The organism is Chryseobacterium takakiae, assembly GCF_900129385.1.
Classification (GTDB): Bacteria; Bacteroidota; Bacteroidia; order Flavobacteriales; family Weeksellaceae; genus Chryseobacterium; species Chryseobacterium takakiae.
In genome coordinates this window covers 160,961-175,895 of the sequence record NZ_FQVO01000010.1, presented here as the reverse complement: position 1 = coordinate 175,895, position 14,935 = coordinate 160,961, and the positions used below count along the sequence as shown (strand labels likewise).

Genomic DNA, 14,935 nt, shown 5'->3' with positions numbered 1-14,935 from the left:
GATCAAAGTCTTAAAAATCTTTGATTTTTATTCTTTTGAAAGCTTTATTAACGAAGATTTACAATAACTTTTGTCTCTTTTGCGGTTAAAAATAAATGAGCATAAAAAATCCTTAACAAATTTGTTAAGGATTTTTTATTCAGACGAATATTTTGGTGCCGTCTATTTTCAGCATATTCTGTTTTTCCATCTTTTTGATGGCCCGGATTACAGTCTCTATCCGCATTCCTGTGAGTGACGCAAGCTGCTGTCTGGTATAAGGAATATGAAAAGAAAATTTGTCATTAAATCCGAAATGATTTTTTACATGATTCAGGATAACATGTAATTTTGTTACGGGATCCTGAAAAGAAAACGGCGCTGCTGTAATATGTTTATAACGCATGCGGTCTGCTGTATAAGAGTACATGCTGAAAATCAGCTGAGGTTTCTTCAGAAGAAGTTCTATCAGCTTATTTTTTTCAAGTTTTATAATTTCGCAGTCGGTAACGGCAATGGCGCTTACCGCATATTTTTTATCATGAAAAAGATAGGTCTCGGCCAGACAATGACCATCGAAAGGTATCCCGTGGATAAACTCTTTACCGTCTTCCAGGAAGCTGCTTATTTTTACAGTACCGGTTTTTATCTGCAAATAATACTTCGGAGTGCTCTCTTCTTCAAAGATATATTCACCGGAATTATAATTTTGTTGCTCAGCGCCATGGGAAAACAAGAGGTTTTCGCATATGATCATATTCTAACTGTTATTTGTTTGAGATAAAATTAACAAATAAACATGTTGATTAAAAATTTATTAATACCACATACATGCCTTATACAGGGAGATACAGCGAATAACTCTAAAAATTGAAATACCTATTATGAACGGTATGATAACAACCTTTTAGCTTATTATTGATGAGTTAATACCAACCGGGTAAATCTAAAAGGCAGCACACAACCTGTATACTGCCTTTATATTTATAGAATATAAAAATTAACCTTTATCATCTTCAGATTCGTCTTCATCATCGTATTGCTCCAGAAAATACGTAAAAGTAAATTCATCCTTCTGATCTTCCGCATCTTCCAGTACGGTAAGAAGATCTTCAAAAATTTCGAGCTGATCCACCGTCATATTAACGAATTCCATATGAAGCGGCATTTCAAGTCCGCCGGTAATTATATCCGAAAGTGCATCCAGATTATCTCCGAAATATTCCGGAAGGGGCAGTTTTTCTTTTAATTGTGCATAAAAGTCTTCATAATCTCCTATGTCTGTAAAATCGATATATATTGTTTTCATATTCAACTGAATTTCCAGTTTTTATTCATTAATATTTGTTTGCAGTTTTTGCAAAATTCCGTTTCCTCATCGGTTGGGTTTTTACCTTCTGCATTCCTCATGAAACATTTTTTTTCAGGACAATGCTTCAGTCCCTGGGTGTGTCCAAGCTCATGTATTGCAACTTTAAAAAACTGTTCATTACGGTTTTTTTTATTTAACCTGAAGCTTGATGCAATGCAGGCAGTTCCCGGCCTGAAACCTAATCCCATAATGCCAAAATCCTTTATATTTCCTTTGGCTGCACTGATATCTTTTGTAGTTAAGCCAATCGTTACACAATCCAGGCTTGTATTTTTGCTTAAAAAAGAAATAATAGAGTCTGCACGGTAACGATTTCTCGGTTTATAATAAGCATTTTTCGGTAAATCAATCGGTTTGAGTGTCCTTACTTTTGGATATACTTCCTTAATTTTGCTCACCAACAATTCTACATCTCCGGAATTCGTGTCTTTAAAAGGTTGCACTAAAATCGTAATGACTTTTTTCTCTTGTGTTGCTATTTCCTTTTTTTCCGAGCACGAAGATAAAACATATAAAAACAATATATAAATTAGAATAATCCTGAATCTGAAAATATGTTTAATCATTTCTATTATTACAGCTTACTGCTTTTTAAAGCTCTTATAATGGTCTTTTGTGAGATAGACATCACCGTTTTCTGTATAAATAATTCGGTCTGCATTTCTGTTTCCACAATGATAATTAACATCGGCCTCAAAATAGATTTGTCCTTCAGGTAAAGCTTTTTCCCTGTTCCCGAACCGGTCTCCGCCGATTGCTTTTCCCGGCAATGCTTCGCAAAGGTTTTCTTCAGAAGGTTTCCATCCCATTTTTCGGGCTTCACCTTTAGTAATATAATAGTCCGGAAGCTTATGATTTTGCTTAACAAACCGGATGATTGTATTCTGTTCCGTAAGCTGATCTATAGATTGTTGCTGTTGGACAGAATTGTCTGGTGCTGAAGATCTGGCACTGCTGTATTCTACAACAGGCTTTGCATGATCTTTTTTATCTTCAATAAAATTCCGGTAAATATACATCACCGACATCCCGAAAAGAAGTCCGAGGCAAATGAAAAACAGGGATCTTGTTTTGCTGTTCATAGCTTTTAATTTAAAAAATATAACAATCTAAGAATGTAACAATGTAAAAATTAAAAGATGTAATATTTTTTAATAAATAACTAATGATCCTCAGAGTTTGAAAGCTCACTTTATTACATTGGTAAACTGTACATTGTTACATTATCAAATTGTTTCATTAAAAATTATCCTCTCCATTCTTCCGGAATATCACAGATCGGAATAGGAACCATTTTATGTTTTGCCGCTTTATGCATCCTATCGAAGATCATGAAAACTTCCTTATCGCGGCCTTCATAATCTTCAACGGCTTTTGTACCATAATCTTTCTGAATTTTTTCAAGTTCGGGATAAGTTGCTCCAATCTGGTCTTCATCAGTTCTGTCTGCATCCCAAAGCCCGTCTGTAGGAATGGCGTTCTGAATACTTTCTATAAGGTTGAGCGATCTTGCCAGCTCATACACTTCGGTTTTATAAAGATCGGCAATGGGCGAAACATCAACGCCGCCATCTCCATATTTTGTGTAAAAGCCTATCCCGAAATCTTCCACTTTATTTCCAGTTCCACAGACCAGAAGTCCGTGAAGCTGCCCGAAATAATAAAGCGTAAGCATTCTGAAACGCGATCTTGTATTGGCCAGCGCCAGATTATTGCTCCATCTTCCTTCCACATGATCATGAACAGTTCCTTCAAAGCTTTCGAAAACCGGGGTCAGGTTAATGGTTTTTCCCTGTACATTAGGAAATTTTTTCTTTAAATCTTCAATATGATCCTGTGCCCGGTTTACCTGGTCTGCTTTCTGGCGGATAGGCATTTCCAGAAGTAAAACCTCCAGTCCCGTCATCGCGCAAAGCGTAGAAACCACTCCGGAATCCACACCACCCGAAACACCGATTACGTATCCCTTTACATTAGCTTTTACCGCATAATCTTTAAGCCAGTTGACAATATGGTCTATTACTTTTTGTGTCTGCATTGTTATATTTTTTTAATCTGTTGATAAAAGAATTTCAAAATTAAATGTTTTGAAAAAATTATTAAAGATAATTTTTACGATTCAGCTCATACCAGAAGCAGATTCCGTCCGGTTCGGAAAACTTTCCTGTCTTTACAAAACCCAGTTTTTTCAGAACATGGTTGGAAGCATGGTTTTCAGAATGAGCATGAGCGTAAATGGTATCAATTTTTAAACCATTAAAGCCAAAATCAAGCGAAGCCTTTGCAGACTCTGAGGCATAACCTTTTCCCCAGTATTCAGGGAGGAAACGATAACCGAGGTCATACACATTTTTGTAGCCGTTCACTTCTTGCGTAAGGAATTTTAGTCCGCTCCATCCGATCAGCAGTCCGCTTTCCTTTTCGATCACGGCAAGTCTTCCTACGTCATGATCTTCGTACTGCTGCCGGATTATGGTGATTATATTTTCAGTTTCACGGATGTCGGTAAGTGGAGGCATTCCGATGTATTTCATGACTTCAGGGCGTGAGTCCATCAGAAACATACGCTCAGCATCTGCTTCTTCAAGTTTTCTTAGGATCAGTCTTTCGGTTTCCAGTTGCATTTTTATTATTGTTGAAATCCAAAAATGATCACGTTTTTAGCTCCCTTTTTAATATCATTTTCCCGGAGGGGATTTTGTTTTACATTCAGGGTCTCTAAACTCAGATTTTGAGAAATGTCCAGTTTTTGGATAAGATTATGTTCCAGGTTTATACTTTTAAGATTCTTGAGACTGCTGATGTCGATTACTTTAATTTTATTTAAAGATACGGTTAATTGGCTAATCGCAGGAGTTGATTTGAATAAAATATTTTCAATGTTATTTTCATCAAGATACAGAGAGGTGAGGTTTTTGAGAGTTTCTGCACTGAATCTGGAAATCTTGCACCGGGTACAGGAAAACAGCTGAAGGTGATCCATATTTTTAACGGAAAGTGCAGGGATTGCATTATCATCCAGCACGACCATTTTGACATTCTTAAAATGCCGGAGATCTTCTGCTGTCGTAATGCCTTTTCCTACCAGAAAAAGGTTTTCAACGCGGTCGGCTTCAAGCTGAATAATGTTTCCGTCTTTATTAAGATCAAAATTTTCAATCACGGCTTTTTCAAAGTTTTTATCTTTGAAAACAAGTTGTTGGGCATTGAGAAACGGGAACGCCGAAATCAAAAGCAATACGGATATTATTTTATTTTTCATCATCGTTTTATCTTGAAATCACTATTTTTGTAGACTTAATTTCATGTAAAAATATGAAGATTTTCAGAATTGTTGCACTTTCATCAGTATTCATTTTGGGATTAAATTCCTGTAAAAAAGAACCTGAAAATAAATGGAAAGTTGAAGTGAAAAATCCTGCTGAAAAAGTAGAAATTATTGATATTTCCAAAAAATTTTATGATCAGAATTTTCCTTTAACACAATTTAAGTCAGAATTTCCGTGGTTCCAGGGAACGGTAAGTGATGCCGATTTTGGTAAGCGCAGAGCAGATCAGGAAGAAATAAAAATTTACAAGGAAGCTATTGCTAAAATAGACGAGAAAAAGCTTCAGACAGACCTGCAGGATCTGTTCTCCCATATAAAATATTATTTTCCGGCATTCAAAAGCCCTAAAGTGTATCTCTTTTCCTCTGCCTTACAGATGGTTCAGGATCCCATTTTTTACGACCCGAAGGGAAATCTGCTGTTTGTAGATGTTACGGGCTTCATGGGAGAGGGAAATCCTAATTATAAAGGCCTTGAAATGTATTTTCAAAAATCAATGAATCCCAACAATATTGTTCCTAAAATAGCCCAGATTTTTGCGGAAGGTTTTGTGAAAGAATCACCTGATCATCAGAAATTTATAGACATGATCATTCTTAATGGCAAGATTATGATTCTTAAAGATGCATTTCTGCCGACTTATCCGGATTATCTGAAAATGAACTATACCCAGAAACAATATGAATGGACGGTAGCCAACGAAGCCAATATCTGGAATTATTTTGTAGAGAACAATATTATTTTTGGAGACGATCACAGGCTGGAAGACCGTTTCATTGCTCCCGGGCCGTTCTCAAAATTTTATACGGAGATTGATAATGAATCTTCACCGCAGGTCGGGATTTTCACGGGATGGCAGATTTGTAAAGCGTATCTTAATCAAAAGCCGGACATTAAACTTCAGGATTTTCTGAATACGGATGCTACGGTTATTTTTAACCAGTCGGGATACAAACCGAAATTATAAGGAATAAAGCTGTAAAATATACGGCAGATAGATATAGAAAATTAGAAAAAATAGAACGTTATGAGAAAAACTCAGATTACCATAGATGTAGAATTGGATGAAAATCATATCCCCGAGAATATCACCTGGAATGCTCAGGACGGAGGAATTGAGAAGGAGGCAACAAAAGCAACCATGATTTCAGTATGGGATGACAAAGCCATGGAGGCTTTGAGAATTGATCTTTGGACCAAAGAAATGCCGGTAGACCAGATGAAAATGTTTATTCACCAGATTTTAGTTTCTCTCGGAAATACCTATCAGAGAGCGACGGGTGAAGAAGACGTTGCGCAGTGGATGGAGGAAATGGCAGAAGAGTTTGCTGTAAAATCAGCGATAAAAATGTAAAAAGCTGTTGGCGTTTGGCAATTGGCAACTGGCTTTGCTAAACGCTTACAGAATAATAAATTTTTGGTATTAAGGTTTAAAAGCCAAATGCCAGAAGCAATAAGCTAAAAGCAAATTATTATGAATTTCAATACAAAAGTAATACACGGTGGGCAACACCATGAATCTGCAACGGGATCTGTAAATGTTCCTGTATTTTTAACATCAACATTCGCGCAGAAAAGTCCGGGTGTACATTCGGGATACGAATATTCAAGAGCAGCCAATCCTACAAGGCAGGCATTGGAAGATTCTCTCGCAAGCATTGAAAACGGAGCGAGAGGTCTGGCCTTCGGGTCAGGTTTAGCGGCCATCGATTGTGTTTTAAAATTATTAAACCCCGGAGATGAGGTTGTTGCGGTAGACGATTTATACGGCGGAACCTACAGGATGTTTACCAGGCTTTTTGAAAAATATCAGCTGAAATTTACCTTTGTAAGCTTTGATGATGCTGCAAAACTTGCCGATATTATTACGGATAAAACAAAGTTGATTTGGATTGAAACACCAACCAATCCTTTAATGAAACTGGTTGATATTAAAGCGGTGGTTGAGGTCGCTAAAGGCAAAGATATTTTAGTGGCGGTTGATAATACCTTCGCAACACCTTATCTTCAAAGACCGATTGACATGGGTGCGGATATTGTGATGCACTCTGCAACAAAATATCTTGGTGGGCACTCCGATGTTATCGCAGGAGCTTTGGTGGCAAAAGATGCGGAATTAGGCGAAAAGCTTCACTTCATCCAATTTGCCAGCGGCGGAATTTTAGGGCCTCACGATTCGTATCTTGTATTAAGAGGAATCAAAACACTGGCATTAAGAGTTCAGAGACACTCGGAAAACGGAATGGCTGTTGCCAAATACCTGGAATCTCATCCCGCGGTGGATAAGGTGATTTATCCAGGCTTGGAATCTCATCCACAATATGAGCTTGCCAAATCCCAAATGAAGGATTTTGGCGGAATGGTTTCTTTTACCTTTAAATCCGGTAAAAAAGAAGATGCCATTAAATTTTTGGAAAAAGTAAGAGTATTCACGTTAGCTGAATCATTGGGTGGAGTAGAATCTCTGGCTAATCATCCTGCTTTAATGACCCACGCTTCCATCCCTTCGGAAAAACGTGCCGAGTTGGGAATTACCGATGATCTGGTACGTTTAAGCGTCGGAATTGAAGACGCGGAAGACCTTATCGCAGATCTGGAAAGAGCTTTTTCGTAATTCAATTTTTAGAAGCAATTTGATTTACATCGAAAAGCAACATATACTTTTTATTTGGAGCTTTTTGACTTCGTCGAATTGTATTTATGATTTTTTTAGGAGTAATTTGACTGCATTGAAAAGCAATATATATATTATTTGAAGCTTTTTCCTGCTTTCGCTACTCGCTTTTTTAGATTCGGCGCGGCGGCTTTGCCGCCGCGCCGAATCTAAAAAGCTCAGACTTGCTGCTCAATTAGGGCTAGGGTGGCAGTCTTTATTTAAATATTTGAAAAACTATACAAAGTTTTTTTAGATATCGGATTTGGATAATTAAGCTTTATGGTCTTTTCTAAGTATAGACTGAAGGTTTACGAATGTAGTTCAATCTTTGCGACCTTAAAAACATTTGTAGTCAATGATCTTAGCGGGCTTTACGTTTAAAATAAATTATTAAAAAAAAAATCATGAGAAAGATTCAGATTGTATTGTTACTGATTGTAAGTCAGATCATGTTTTCTCAGGTAAAGAATACCGATGAGCTCTATAAAACGGCAAAAAAATTAGACAGTCTGATATTCGATATAGGATTTAATGCATGTGATCTTTCTCATTATGATTCAATCGTCAGTGACGACCTCGAATTTTACCACGATAAAGGCGGAATTACTTCCGGAAAAGCAGCATTCATTGCATCCATCAAAAATAATATCTGCGGCGGCCCCAACAAAGTAAGGCGCGAAATGGTTCCGGGAAGTATGAAAGTCTATCCTTTGTACAATAATAATGTTCTGTACGCTTTTATTCAGGAAGGAGAACATGATTTTGCTGAATTCTACAAAGGAAAATGGAATAAAGGAAGCCGGGCAAAATTTACCATTCTCTGGATTCTGGAAGACAAAAACTGGAAAATAAAAAGGGTTTTAAGCTACGACCATCACCTATAAATACTTTGTCAAAGTTATATTTTCAAAGCATTTATCTTTGACAAAGTTTTTAAAATTCAACAAATAAAAATGACAAGAAAAGCAACCATAACAGATGTATACGAACTGGCTGAACTGTTTGATCAATACAGAATATTTTACCATAAAAATTCTGATATTCCCGCAGCTGAAAAATTTTTAGCAGAAAGAATCAAAAATAAAGATTCTGAAATTTTTGTTGCAGAGAATGATGGAAAGCTTGTAGGTTTTGTACAGCTTTATCCGCTGTTTTCTTCCACAAGAATGAAGCGGTACTGGCTGCTGAATGATTTATACGTCAATGAAAGTTACCGTGGAAATGGATATTCAAAGGCTCTTATTGAAGAAGCTAAGAAAATGGCGAAATCTTCTGATGCCTGTGGAATTCTTCTGGAAACCGGAAAATCCAACGATATCGGAAACAAACTATACCCTGCATGCGGATTCGAGATATACAACGAAGTCAATTTCTACGAGTGGACGAATGAATACATTAATTAATGCAACAAAGAAATAAATGTAACAATCTAATAATAATTAATGCTACACTTTTACATTATAAATTGTTACACTGTTAATTGATACATTGCTAAATTATAAAAAGATGACTGATTTTCAAAAATATATACAAAGATACTTAGACTTAATTCCATCCGAAAACTGGTTGGAAGAATTAAAAAAAACCGGAGAAAAAACGGTTGAAATCTATATTCAGCTTTCGGAAGAACAATCTTCATTTGCTTATGCAGAAGGAAAATGGACCCTGAAGGAGCTATTGTTGCATTTATCAGATACCGAAAGAGTATTTCAATACAGAATTCTGGCATTCTTAAGAGGTGATCAAAACGAATTGCCGGGTTTCGATGAAGAACTATATGCCAATCAGTCTTTCGCCAATGAGAGAAGCTTAAGTTCCCTGCTGGAAGAATATCAGCTCATCAGGAAGTCTTCTCAGGTTTTATTGGAAAGCGCCCAATCTTCGGCCTTACAAAATGTTGGTACCGCAAACGGGAATCGGATTTCCGCAGAAACTGTAGGAAAGCTAATCGTGGGGCATAATGAGCATCATCTGAATATTATTAGGGAAAGATATTTGCCGGGGTTATAAAGTTTTTTAATTTTATGTCATTGCGAGGAGCGAAGCGACGAAGCAATCCCATAAAATCAATTAGCACAAATGAAACCGGGCTTTATTTATATAATGACCAATAAAACTAATACTGTTCTCTATACAGGGGTGACATCAAATTTACCCAAAAGAGTTCGTGAACACAAAGAAAAGTTTTTTGAGTTAAGTTTTACATCAAAGTATAATGTAAATAAACTTGTATACTGGGAGTCTTTTCAGGAAATTGGTGATGCCATTTTCAGAGAGAAACAAATTAAAGCTGGCTCAAGACAGAAAAAAATAGATTTAATAAATTCAATTAATCCGAAATGGGGAGATTTAACGGAAGATATTAAGGATATCATGGATCCTTTTTGAGATTGCTTCGTCGCTATGCTCCTCGCAATGACAAACGATTATGGAAAACATTATACAAATACTAAAATCAGGCGGCACTATTTTATATCCTACCGATACCATTTGGGGAATCGGTTGTGATGCCACCAATATAGAAGCTGTCAATAAAATTTTTGAAATCAAAAAACGGGAAAAGAACAAATCCATGATTATTCTCGTAGAGTCTGAGAAAAGACTTCAGGATTTGGTAGATGTTCCTGAGATGGCTTGGGAAATCATCGATTTGAGCGAAAAACCCGTTACAATCGTGTATGAAAATCCGAGAGGTCTGCCCAAAGAACTGTTGGCGGAAGACGGAAGCATCGGGATTCGTCTGGTAAAAAATGATTTTTGTAAGAGACTTATCACCAAACTTAATAAGCCATTGGTTTCTACCTCTGCGAATTTCAGTGGTGAAAAAAGTCCTTTGAAGTTTTCTGATATTTCTCCGGAGATTATTGATCTGGTAGATTATGCAGTGGAAGAAGACCGGGAAAAAGTTTCTCAGTATTCAGGATCTTCGGTTATCAAAATCTGGAGTGACAACAGAATAAAAGTACTTCGCGAATAAGAACAAAGATTTAATTATCTTTGCAAAATAATTCAACCATTAAGAAGTCGGAAATTGAGTTTTTACCTCTAAAATCTGGTTTCTTAGTGGTTTTAAGTTAAATAATAGTGAAGGTTAATCTATTGTTTATCAGTATCATTTAACATCAAAAAAATGTTCATCAATCTTAATCAGAATAAAAACCTTAAACTTTTTAAAATAATTTCCGAAGTCGCGGAAAAAAACGGGCAGTCAGTGTATATCGTTGGCGGCTATGTTCGTGATTTGCTGATGAAAAGAAAAGCTTCTACAGATATTGATTTTGTAACCGAACAAAGCGGCATCGAGCTGGCCCAGAATGTAGGAAAAGAAATTGATCCGAAGATGAAAGTTTCTGTTTTTAAAACGTACGGTACGGCAATGATCCGATACAAAGACCTGGAGCTTGAATTTGTAGGCGCCAGAAAAGAAAGCTATACCGAAGACAGCCGCAAGCCGGAAGTGGAAGGCGGTACCATTGAAGACGATCAGAAGAGACGGGATTTTACCATCAATGCAATGGCAATTTCTCTGAATAAAGATAATTTCGGTGAATTAATTGATCCGTTTAACGGAGTGGAAGATCTGGAAAAAGGAATTCTCAGAACACCGCTGGAACCTGCGCAAACCTATTCTGACGACCCGTTGCGTATGATGAGAGCCATTCGTTTTGCATCTACTTTACAGTTTAGAATCGAAGAAAAATCTCTGGAAGCCATTAAACAGGAAGCGGAACGCATCAAAATCGTTTCGATGGAAAGAATTATGGTGGAATTCAATAAAATCATGCTTTCTTCAAAACCTTCTGTCGGCCTCAGACTAATGGAAGAAACAGGCCTGATGAAAATGATAGTCCCCGAACTGATGGACCTGAAAGGAATAGAAGAAATAGAAGGACAGACCCACAAAGACAACTTTTACCATACCCTGGAAGTGGTTGATAATATTTCAGAAAATACGGATAATCTTTGGCTGCGTTGGGCGGCATTGCTGCATGATATCGGAAAAGCGCCGACCAAAAAGTTTGTGGAAGGAACGGGATGGACATTCCATGGACACGAGTTTTTAGGCTCAAAAATGGTAAAAACGTTATTCCAGAGGCTGAAACTACCTTTAGGTCCGGATATGAAATATGTTCAGAAAATGGTAAAGCTCTCTTCACGTCCCATTGCCCTGATTACGGATGACGCTTCAGATTCCGCATTAAGAAGATTGCTTTTCGACGCAGGAGAAGATTTAGAAGATCTTTTTACACTTTGTAAAGCAGATATCACCACCAAAAACTCTAAAAAGCAGGAGAAATTCAAAAAGAATTTTGAATATGTAGCGGTGAAAATCAAAGAAGTGGAAGAAAAAGACCAGGTAAGAAACTTTCAGCCGCCGATTTCCGGAGAGGAGATTATGGCATTGTTTAACCTGAAACCGGGCCGTGAAATCGGAATTTTAAAAGAAAAAGTAAAAGAGGCCATCCTGGAGGGAGAAATTGAAAACGACAGCGAGAAAGCAAAACAATTCGTCATTGCAGAAGGAGAGAAGCTGGGATTAACACTTGCTTAAATGTTTTTTGCACTATTTAATTATACCATCTTAATCATCACTGTGATTTTCAAAATATTATCTTGAAATAAAAATCCGGGCGGTTTCGAAGAAACCGCCCGGAAAAAAACACAAATGATGAAAAAATAAATTGTATGATATAAATACAAGCCGTTCTTAGTTCCAGAACGCTCCGTTGGTACCTTTACCTGCGGTAAAAGTTTTCAAAAGAGATCCGCTCGTAGAATATACGCTGATCTTACTGTCCTGAGTAAATCCGTTCGCATCCGAAACAAAAATTCTGTCGTTTACAACACTGAATCCATATAGATTAGAATACTGGTCAACACTATTGCTAACCGTAAACAATGGAGCAGAAGGTACAGTGGTAGCTGTTAAGTCCATGGCATACACGTTAAGCCCTGAAGTGAAATAAAATTTACCTTTTTCAATTTCAAGATTCGTAGCATCGGTAATTCCTGTTAAAGTATAAGTCTTGGTAATGCTTCCTGCATTTGAAATTTGATAGATGTAGGAATCTGCAGTTCCTGCGGCGATAGCATATACCGTTCCGTTACTGGCAATCATTTTATTGATGTTTCCGTTCGGTATCGTGATCGTGGATTGAATTTCGTTGTTAGAAGTCGTAATATAAGTAATCTTATTTCCGAAACCGAAAGAAGCATTCTGCACGAAAATATTATTTCCGGCTTCAACAATTCTTTCAACATTGTCGGTAAAGTTTATTTTTTTAACAAAAGATAAATCAGATGATTTATAGATGCTTACATATTTGTCACCTCCGTATTTGTCATTTGTTACATAAATATTATTGTTGGCAAAAGTCATGAATCGTGGAGAGTTCAGCTGAGCGGTAATTTCACCTGTTCTCTTAAAGTTGGATCTGTTTACGATTTGAATTTTGTTTGAATTATTCAGCAACAGATAAGCATGGTCTCCATTAAAGCTGATCATCTGCAAAACATCACCCAGATTTGAGCCTCCGTTGTTGGCAGAAAAAATATTGTCCTGTTTCATGTTCAGGTCTGAAGTAACGAATGTTACATCAGCATTAGGCTTTCCGAAATTTCCCTCGTTGCTTAGCAGAAATCCGTTTCCGTAGAATACTTCATCGCTTATAGTATCATCGCTGGTACAAGAAATAGTAAAAAGCAATGCAAAAGCAAAAACAAGGGTCAGAAGTTTAGTTATTTTCATAATATGTTAAATGTTAAAAATTAATATTAATATAGACGCTGTAATTTCTTTTAGGCAAAGGATAATAAGAAACGGTCTGATAAACAGCGTCTGTGAAATTATTTACCTTAAATCCTAATGTGTAATGGTTTAAAAATTTTGCGGAAATTCCGGCGTTCAAAACGAAATAAGGATCAATGGCATCCGCTCTTTTTTCGTCGGTAGTAGTATAGGTAAGCCCATTGAAAAGACCCTGAACATAAATACTCAGGAAACGGTAGCGGTAGTCGATGTTTCCGGTAGCCTTATGAAGCGGAACATACATCATCTGCATTCCCGTAAGCTTATTGGTAGATCTGGAATACGTATATCCGCCATTCAATGTAAAATGATGATTTCCTAAATTCTTACGATAAGTAATCTGCGAATCAAGACCGTAAATTTCTACACTGTAGGTATTGAACGCAGCCCAGTAACCTGCAGCCGTCGGAAGCCAGTTGATATAGTTTTTAATATCCATATAATACGGACTTACAGTCAGTTTCAGATCTCCGAATGTCAATTCATGATCCATATCCAGGTTTATTGAGGTTTCCGGAACCAGATCAGGATTTCCTCCCTGTCCCCAATACAGATCGTTAAACGTAGGGAACTTAAAATTTCTTGAGAAGCTTGCGCCCACCAGATACCATTTCGCCAGTTGCCATCTTCCCGAAAAAGAATAGAGAACAGGAGAAGATATATTTTCTACAAAATCTTTCTTAATACCGGCTTCAAAGCGAAGATCAGACGTTGGAAAATAGCGTACAAGACCGGCTGCAGAACCAACATTCCTGCTGATATCACCGATGCCCGATTGGTAGCCCAATCCCTGATTTACCTGAAATTCTCCAATCGCATTCACGTTAAGCTTCGGAGTGATGAAATAATTAAAATCATTCCTGAAAATATAATTTTTACCCTCTGCTCCGCTTTCTTTCGGCTTATCAATATCTCCGAAATACTGGAAGTTATCCTCCGTATAAGCCGCTTTAAGGCTGTTGGAAAAATTATTCCTTGTAACATCCCAGGAAAGAAGGCTGCGCAAAGTCTGGGCTTTATATTTTGTTTTGTTACCGCTCTCTGTGAAAATAGGATAATGCTGGGATCCGTCAAATAACTGGTTTTGCCACGAAATCGTTTGATGCGGCGCAATTTTATACGAAGCTCCGATGTTGATCGACGAATTGTGAAACCTGCCGTTTCTGTTGATGTATTCCTTCTCCGGAACTTCATAATCATTCTGGCTGATGACATAATTCCCCGAAACTTTAATGCTGAATTTCTCACTGCTGAAAGACGTTCTCAGGAAGTTATTATACGTCCCGAAAGACGCTGCTTCAGAAAATAAGGAGGTGTGAAATCCTTTATTAAATTCCAGATTATTGTTAAGGTGAATGCTCCCTCCGATAGCCGAACTTCCGTACTGAACGCTTCCACCGCCAGCTTTCACCTCAAGCTCATCATATCCGAAAAGCGGAATATTATTTACATCACCCTGTCCCAGGAAGGCGGAGTTTATATTGATGCCATTCCATACAAAAGCCGTATGTCCTGCACTTGTCCCCCTGAAAGAAGGCGACGAAACAGCACCCCGTCCGTTTTCTTTAATATAAAGCTGAGACTGGAACCGTAAAAGCTCGGAAAGATTGGTGGCGTTTTTTTCGAAATCTCCCGGACGGATCATATTGACACTATGAAAAAGCTTTACTTTATTCATTTGATTGTCAAAGATATATACCGTATCGATGACTTTCTCCTGCGCAGAAAGAAAGCAGCCGTAAGCCGAAAAAATCAGTACTAAAGATTTTTTTATATCCATTCTATTGTTA

Annotated in this window: 18 protein-coding genes; 9 read left to right on the top strand and 9 right to left on the bottom strand. The window is 37.3% G+C overall.

Translation table 11 applies throughout. The annotated features are described in order from the left end of the window. Positions 1-139 precede the first annotated feature (139 nt). The 7 genes from BUA76_RS13915 to BUA76_RS13885 form a co-directional block, all read right to left on the bottom strand. The gene (locus BUA76_RS13915; protein ID WP_072885400.1) at positions 140-736 is read right to left on the bottom strand and encodes a Crp/Fnr family transcriptional regulator; all 597 of its coding nucleotides are present in this window, start codon (positions 734-736) and stop codon (positions 140-142) included. 243 nt (positions 737-979) lie between these two features. Then, positions 980-1,288 (bottom strand): barstar family protein, encoded by a 309-nt coding sequence (locus BUA76_RS13910; protein ID WP_072885399.1) that lies wholly within the window; start codon positions 1,286-1,288, stop codon positions 980-982. 2 nt (positions 1,289-1,290) lie between these two features. After that, positions 1,291-1,917, bottom strand: coding sequence for a M12 family metallo-peptidase (locus BUA76_RS13905; protein ID WP_072885398.1), 627 nt, complete (start codon positions 1,915-1,917; stop codon positions 1,291-1,293). Positions 1,918-1,932: 15 nt separating this feature from the next. Further along, a complete protein-coding gene (locus BUA76_RS13900; RefSeq protein ID WP_072885397.1) occupies positions 1,933-2,433 on the bottom strand; it encodes a ribonuclease domain-containing protein in 501 nt (166 codons plus the stop codon). 164 nt (positions 2,434-2,597) lie between these two features. Then, positions 2,598-3,389 (bottom strand): NAD(+) synthase, encoded by a 792-nt coding sequence (gene nadE, locus BUA76_RS13895; protein WP_072885396.1) that lies wholly within the window; start codon positions 3,387-3,389, stop codon positions 2,598-2,600. Positions 3,390-3,450: 61 nt separating this feature from the next. After that, complete coding sequence (locus BUA76_RS13890) at positions 3,451-3,975, bottom strand: GNAT family N-acetyltransferase (RefSeq protein WP_072885395.1); 525 nt, start codon at positions 3,973-3,975, stop codon at positions 3,451-3,453. A gap of 5 nt (positions 3,976-3,980) precedes the next feature. Further along, on the bottom strand, positions 3,981-4,613 hold the full coding sequence (locus BUA76_RS13885) for a leucine-rich repeat domain-containing protein (RefSeq protein WP_228408492.1): 633 nt from the start codon (positions 4,611-4,613) through the stop codon (positions 3,981-3,983). Between the two features lie 53 nt (positions 4,614-4,666). On the opposite strand from BUA76_RS13885, the gene gldB reads away from it, so the two are divergent. The 9 genes from gldB (at position 4,667) to BUA76_RS13840 (ending at position 11,888) form a co-directional block, all read left to right on the top strand. Further along, a complete protein-coding gene (gene gldB, locus BUA76_RS13880) occupies positions 4,667-5,647 on the top strand; it encodes a gliding motility lipoprotein GldB (RefSeq protein WP_083573239.1) in 981 nt (326 codons plus the stop codon). A 60-nt stretch (positions 5,648-5,707) separates the two neighbouring features. After that, positions 5,708-6,034, top strand: coding sequence for a gliding motility protein GldC (gene gldC, locus BUA76_RS13875; protein ID WP_072885393.1), 327 nt, complete (start codon positions 5,708-5,710; stop codon positions 6,032-6,034). Positions 6,035-6,154: 120 nt separating this feature from the next. After that, positions 6,155-7,294, top strand: a complete 1,140-nt coding sequence (locus BUA76_RS13870; protein ID WP_072885392.1) for a cystathionine gamma-synthase — start codon at positions 6,155-6,157, stop codon at positions 7,292-7,294. 446 nt (positions 7,295-7,740) lie between these two features. Further along, positions 7,741-8,220 (top strand): nuclear transport factor 2 family protein, encoded by a 480-nt coding sequence (locus tag BUA76_RS13865; protein ID WP_072885391.1) that lies wholly within the window; start codon positions 7,741-7,743, stop codon positions 8,218-8,220. Positions 8,221-8,289: 69 nt separating this feature from the next. Beyond that, complete coding sequence (locus BUA76_RS13860) at positions 8,290-8,739, top strand: GNAT family N-acetyltransferase (protein ID WP_072885390.1); 450 nt, start codon at positions 8,290-8,292, stop codon at positions 8,737-8,739. Between the two features lie 103 nt (positions 8,740-8,842). After that, positions 8,843-9,346: a DinB family protein gene (locus BUA76_RS13855; RefSeq protein ID WP_072885389.1), complete on the top strand. Its 504-nt coding sequence runs from the start codon at positions 8,843-8,845 to the stop codon at positions 9,344-9,346. Between the two features lie 69 nt (positions 9,347-9,415). After that, positions 9,416-9,724 (top strand): GIY-YIG nuclease family protein, encoded by a 309-nt coding sequence (locus tag BUA76_RS13850; protein WP_072885388.1) that lies wholly within the window; start codon positions 9,416-9,418, stop codon positions 9,722-9,724. A 40-nt stretch (positions 9,725-9,764) separates the two neighbouring features. Further along, the gene (locus BUA76_RS13845) at positions 9,765-10,313 is read left to right on the top strand and encodes an L-threonylcarbamoyladenylate synthase (protein WP_072885387.1); all 549 of its coding nucleotides are present in this window, start codon (positions 9,765-9,767) and stop codon (positions 10,311-10,313) included. A 153-nt stretch (positions 10,314-10,466) separates the two neighbouring features. Next, positions 10,467-11,888 (top strand): CCA tRNA nucleotidyltransferase, encoded by a 1,422-nt coding sequence (locus BUA76_RS13840; RefSeq protein WP_072885386.1) that lies wholly within the window; start codon positions 10,467-10,469, stop codon positions 11,886-11,888. Positions 11,889-12,044: 156 nt separating this feature from the next. On the opposite strand, the gene BUA76_RS13835 is transcribed toward BUA76_RS13840, so the two are convergent. Together BUA76_RS13835 and BUA76_RS13830 are read right to left on the bottom strand one after the other, a co-directional pair. Next, entirely contained in the window at positions 12,045-13,085 is a 1,041-nt protein-coding gene (locus BUA76_RS13835; RefSeq protein ID WP_072885385.1) for a hypothetical protein, read from the bottom strand. 13 nt (positions 13,086-13,098) lie between these two features. After that, positions 13,099-14,925: a TonB-dependent receptor plug domain-containing protein gene (locus BUA76_RS13830; RefSeq protein ID WP_072885384.1), complete on the bottom strand. Its 1,827-nt coding sequence runs from the start codon at positions 14,923-14,925 to the stop codon at positions 13,099-13,101. Between the last annotated feature and the right edge of the window lie 10 nt (positions 14,926-14,935).

Coding starts and splice junctions, on each gene's coding strand:
- BUA76_RS13870 (WP_072885392.1), top strand. CDS start 6,155: ATGAATTTCAATACAAAAGTAATACACGGTGGGCAACACCATGAATCT.
- BUA76_RS13915 (WP_072885400.1), bottom strand. CDS start 736: ATGATCATATGCGAAAACCTCTTGTTTTCCCATGGCGCTGAGCAACAA.
- gldC (WP_072885393.1), top strand. CDS start 5,708: ATGAGAAAAACTCAGATTACCATAGATGTAGAATTGGATGAAAATCAT.
- BUA76_RS13890 (WP_072885395.1), bottom strand. CDS start 3,975: ATGCAACTGGAAACCGAAAGACTGATCCTAAGAAAACTTGAAGAAGCA.
- BUA76_RS13850 (WP_072885388.1), top strand. CDS start 9,416: ATGAAACCGGGCTTTATTTATATAATGACCAATAAAACTAATACTGTT.
- BUA76_RS13910 (WP_072885399.1), bottom strand. CDS start 1,288: ATGAAAACAATATATATCGATTTTACAGACATAGGAGATTATGAAGAC.
- BUA76_RS13860 (WP_072885390.1), top strand. CDS start 8,290: ATGACAAGAAAAGCAACCATAACAGATGTATACGAACTGGCTGAACTG.
- gldB (WP_083573239.1), top strand. CDS start 4,667: ATGAAGATTTTCAGAATTGTTGCACTTTCATCAGTATTCATTTTGGGA.
- BUA76_RS13845 (WP_072885387.1), top strand. CDS start 9,765: ATGGAAAACATTATACAAATACTAAAATCAGGCGGCACTATTTTATAT.
- BUA76_RS13865 (WP_072885391.1), top strand. CDS start 7,741: ATGAGAAAGATTCAGATTGTATTGTTACTGATTGTAAGTCAGATCATG.
- BUA76_RS13900 (WP_072885397.1), bottom strand. CDS start 2,433: ATGAACAGCAAAACAAGATCCCTGTTTTTCATTTGCCTCGGACTTCTT.
- BUA76_RS13835 (WP_072885385.1), bottom strand. CDS start 13,085: ATGAAAATAACTAAACTTCTGACCCTTGTTTTTGCTTTTGCATTGCTT.
- BUA76_RS13885 (WP_228408492.1), bottom strand. CDS start 4,613: ATGAAAAATAAAATAATATCCGTATTGCTTTTGATTTCGGCGTTCCCG.
- BUA76_RS13905 (WP_072885398.1), bottom strand. CDS start 1,917: ATGATTAAACATATTTTCAGATTCAGGATTATTCTAATTTATATATTG.
- BUA76_RS13830 (WP_072885384.1), bottom strand. CDS start 14,925: ATGGATATAAAAAAATCTTTAGTACTGATTTTTTCGGCTTACGGCTGC.
- BUA76_RS13840 (WP_072885386.1), top strand. CDS start 10,467: ATGTTCATCAATCTTAATCAGAATAAAAACCTTAAACTTTTTAAAATA.
- BUA76_RS13855 (WP_072885389.1), top strand. CDS start 8,843: ATGACTGATTTTCAAAAATATATACAAAGATACTTAGACTTAATTCCA.
- nadE (WP_072885396.1), bottom strand. CDS start 3,389: ATGCAGACACAAAAAGTAATAGACCATATTGTCAACTGGCTTAAAGAT.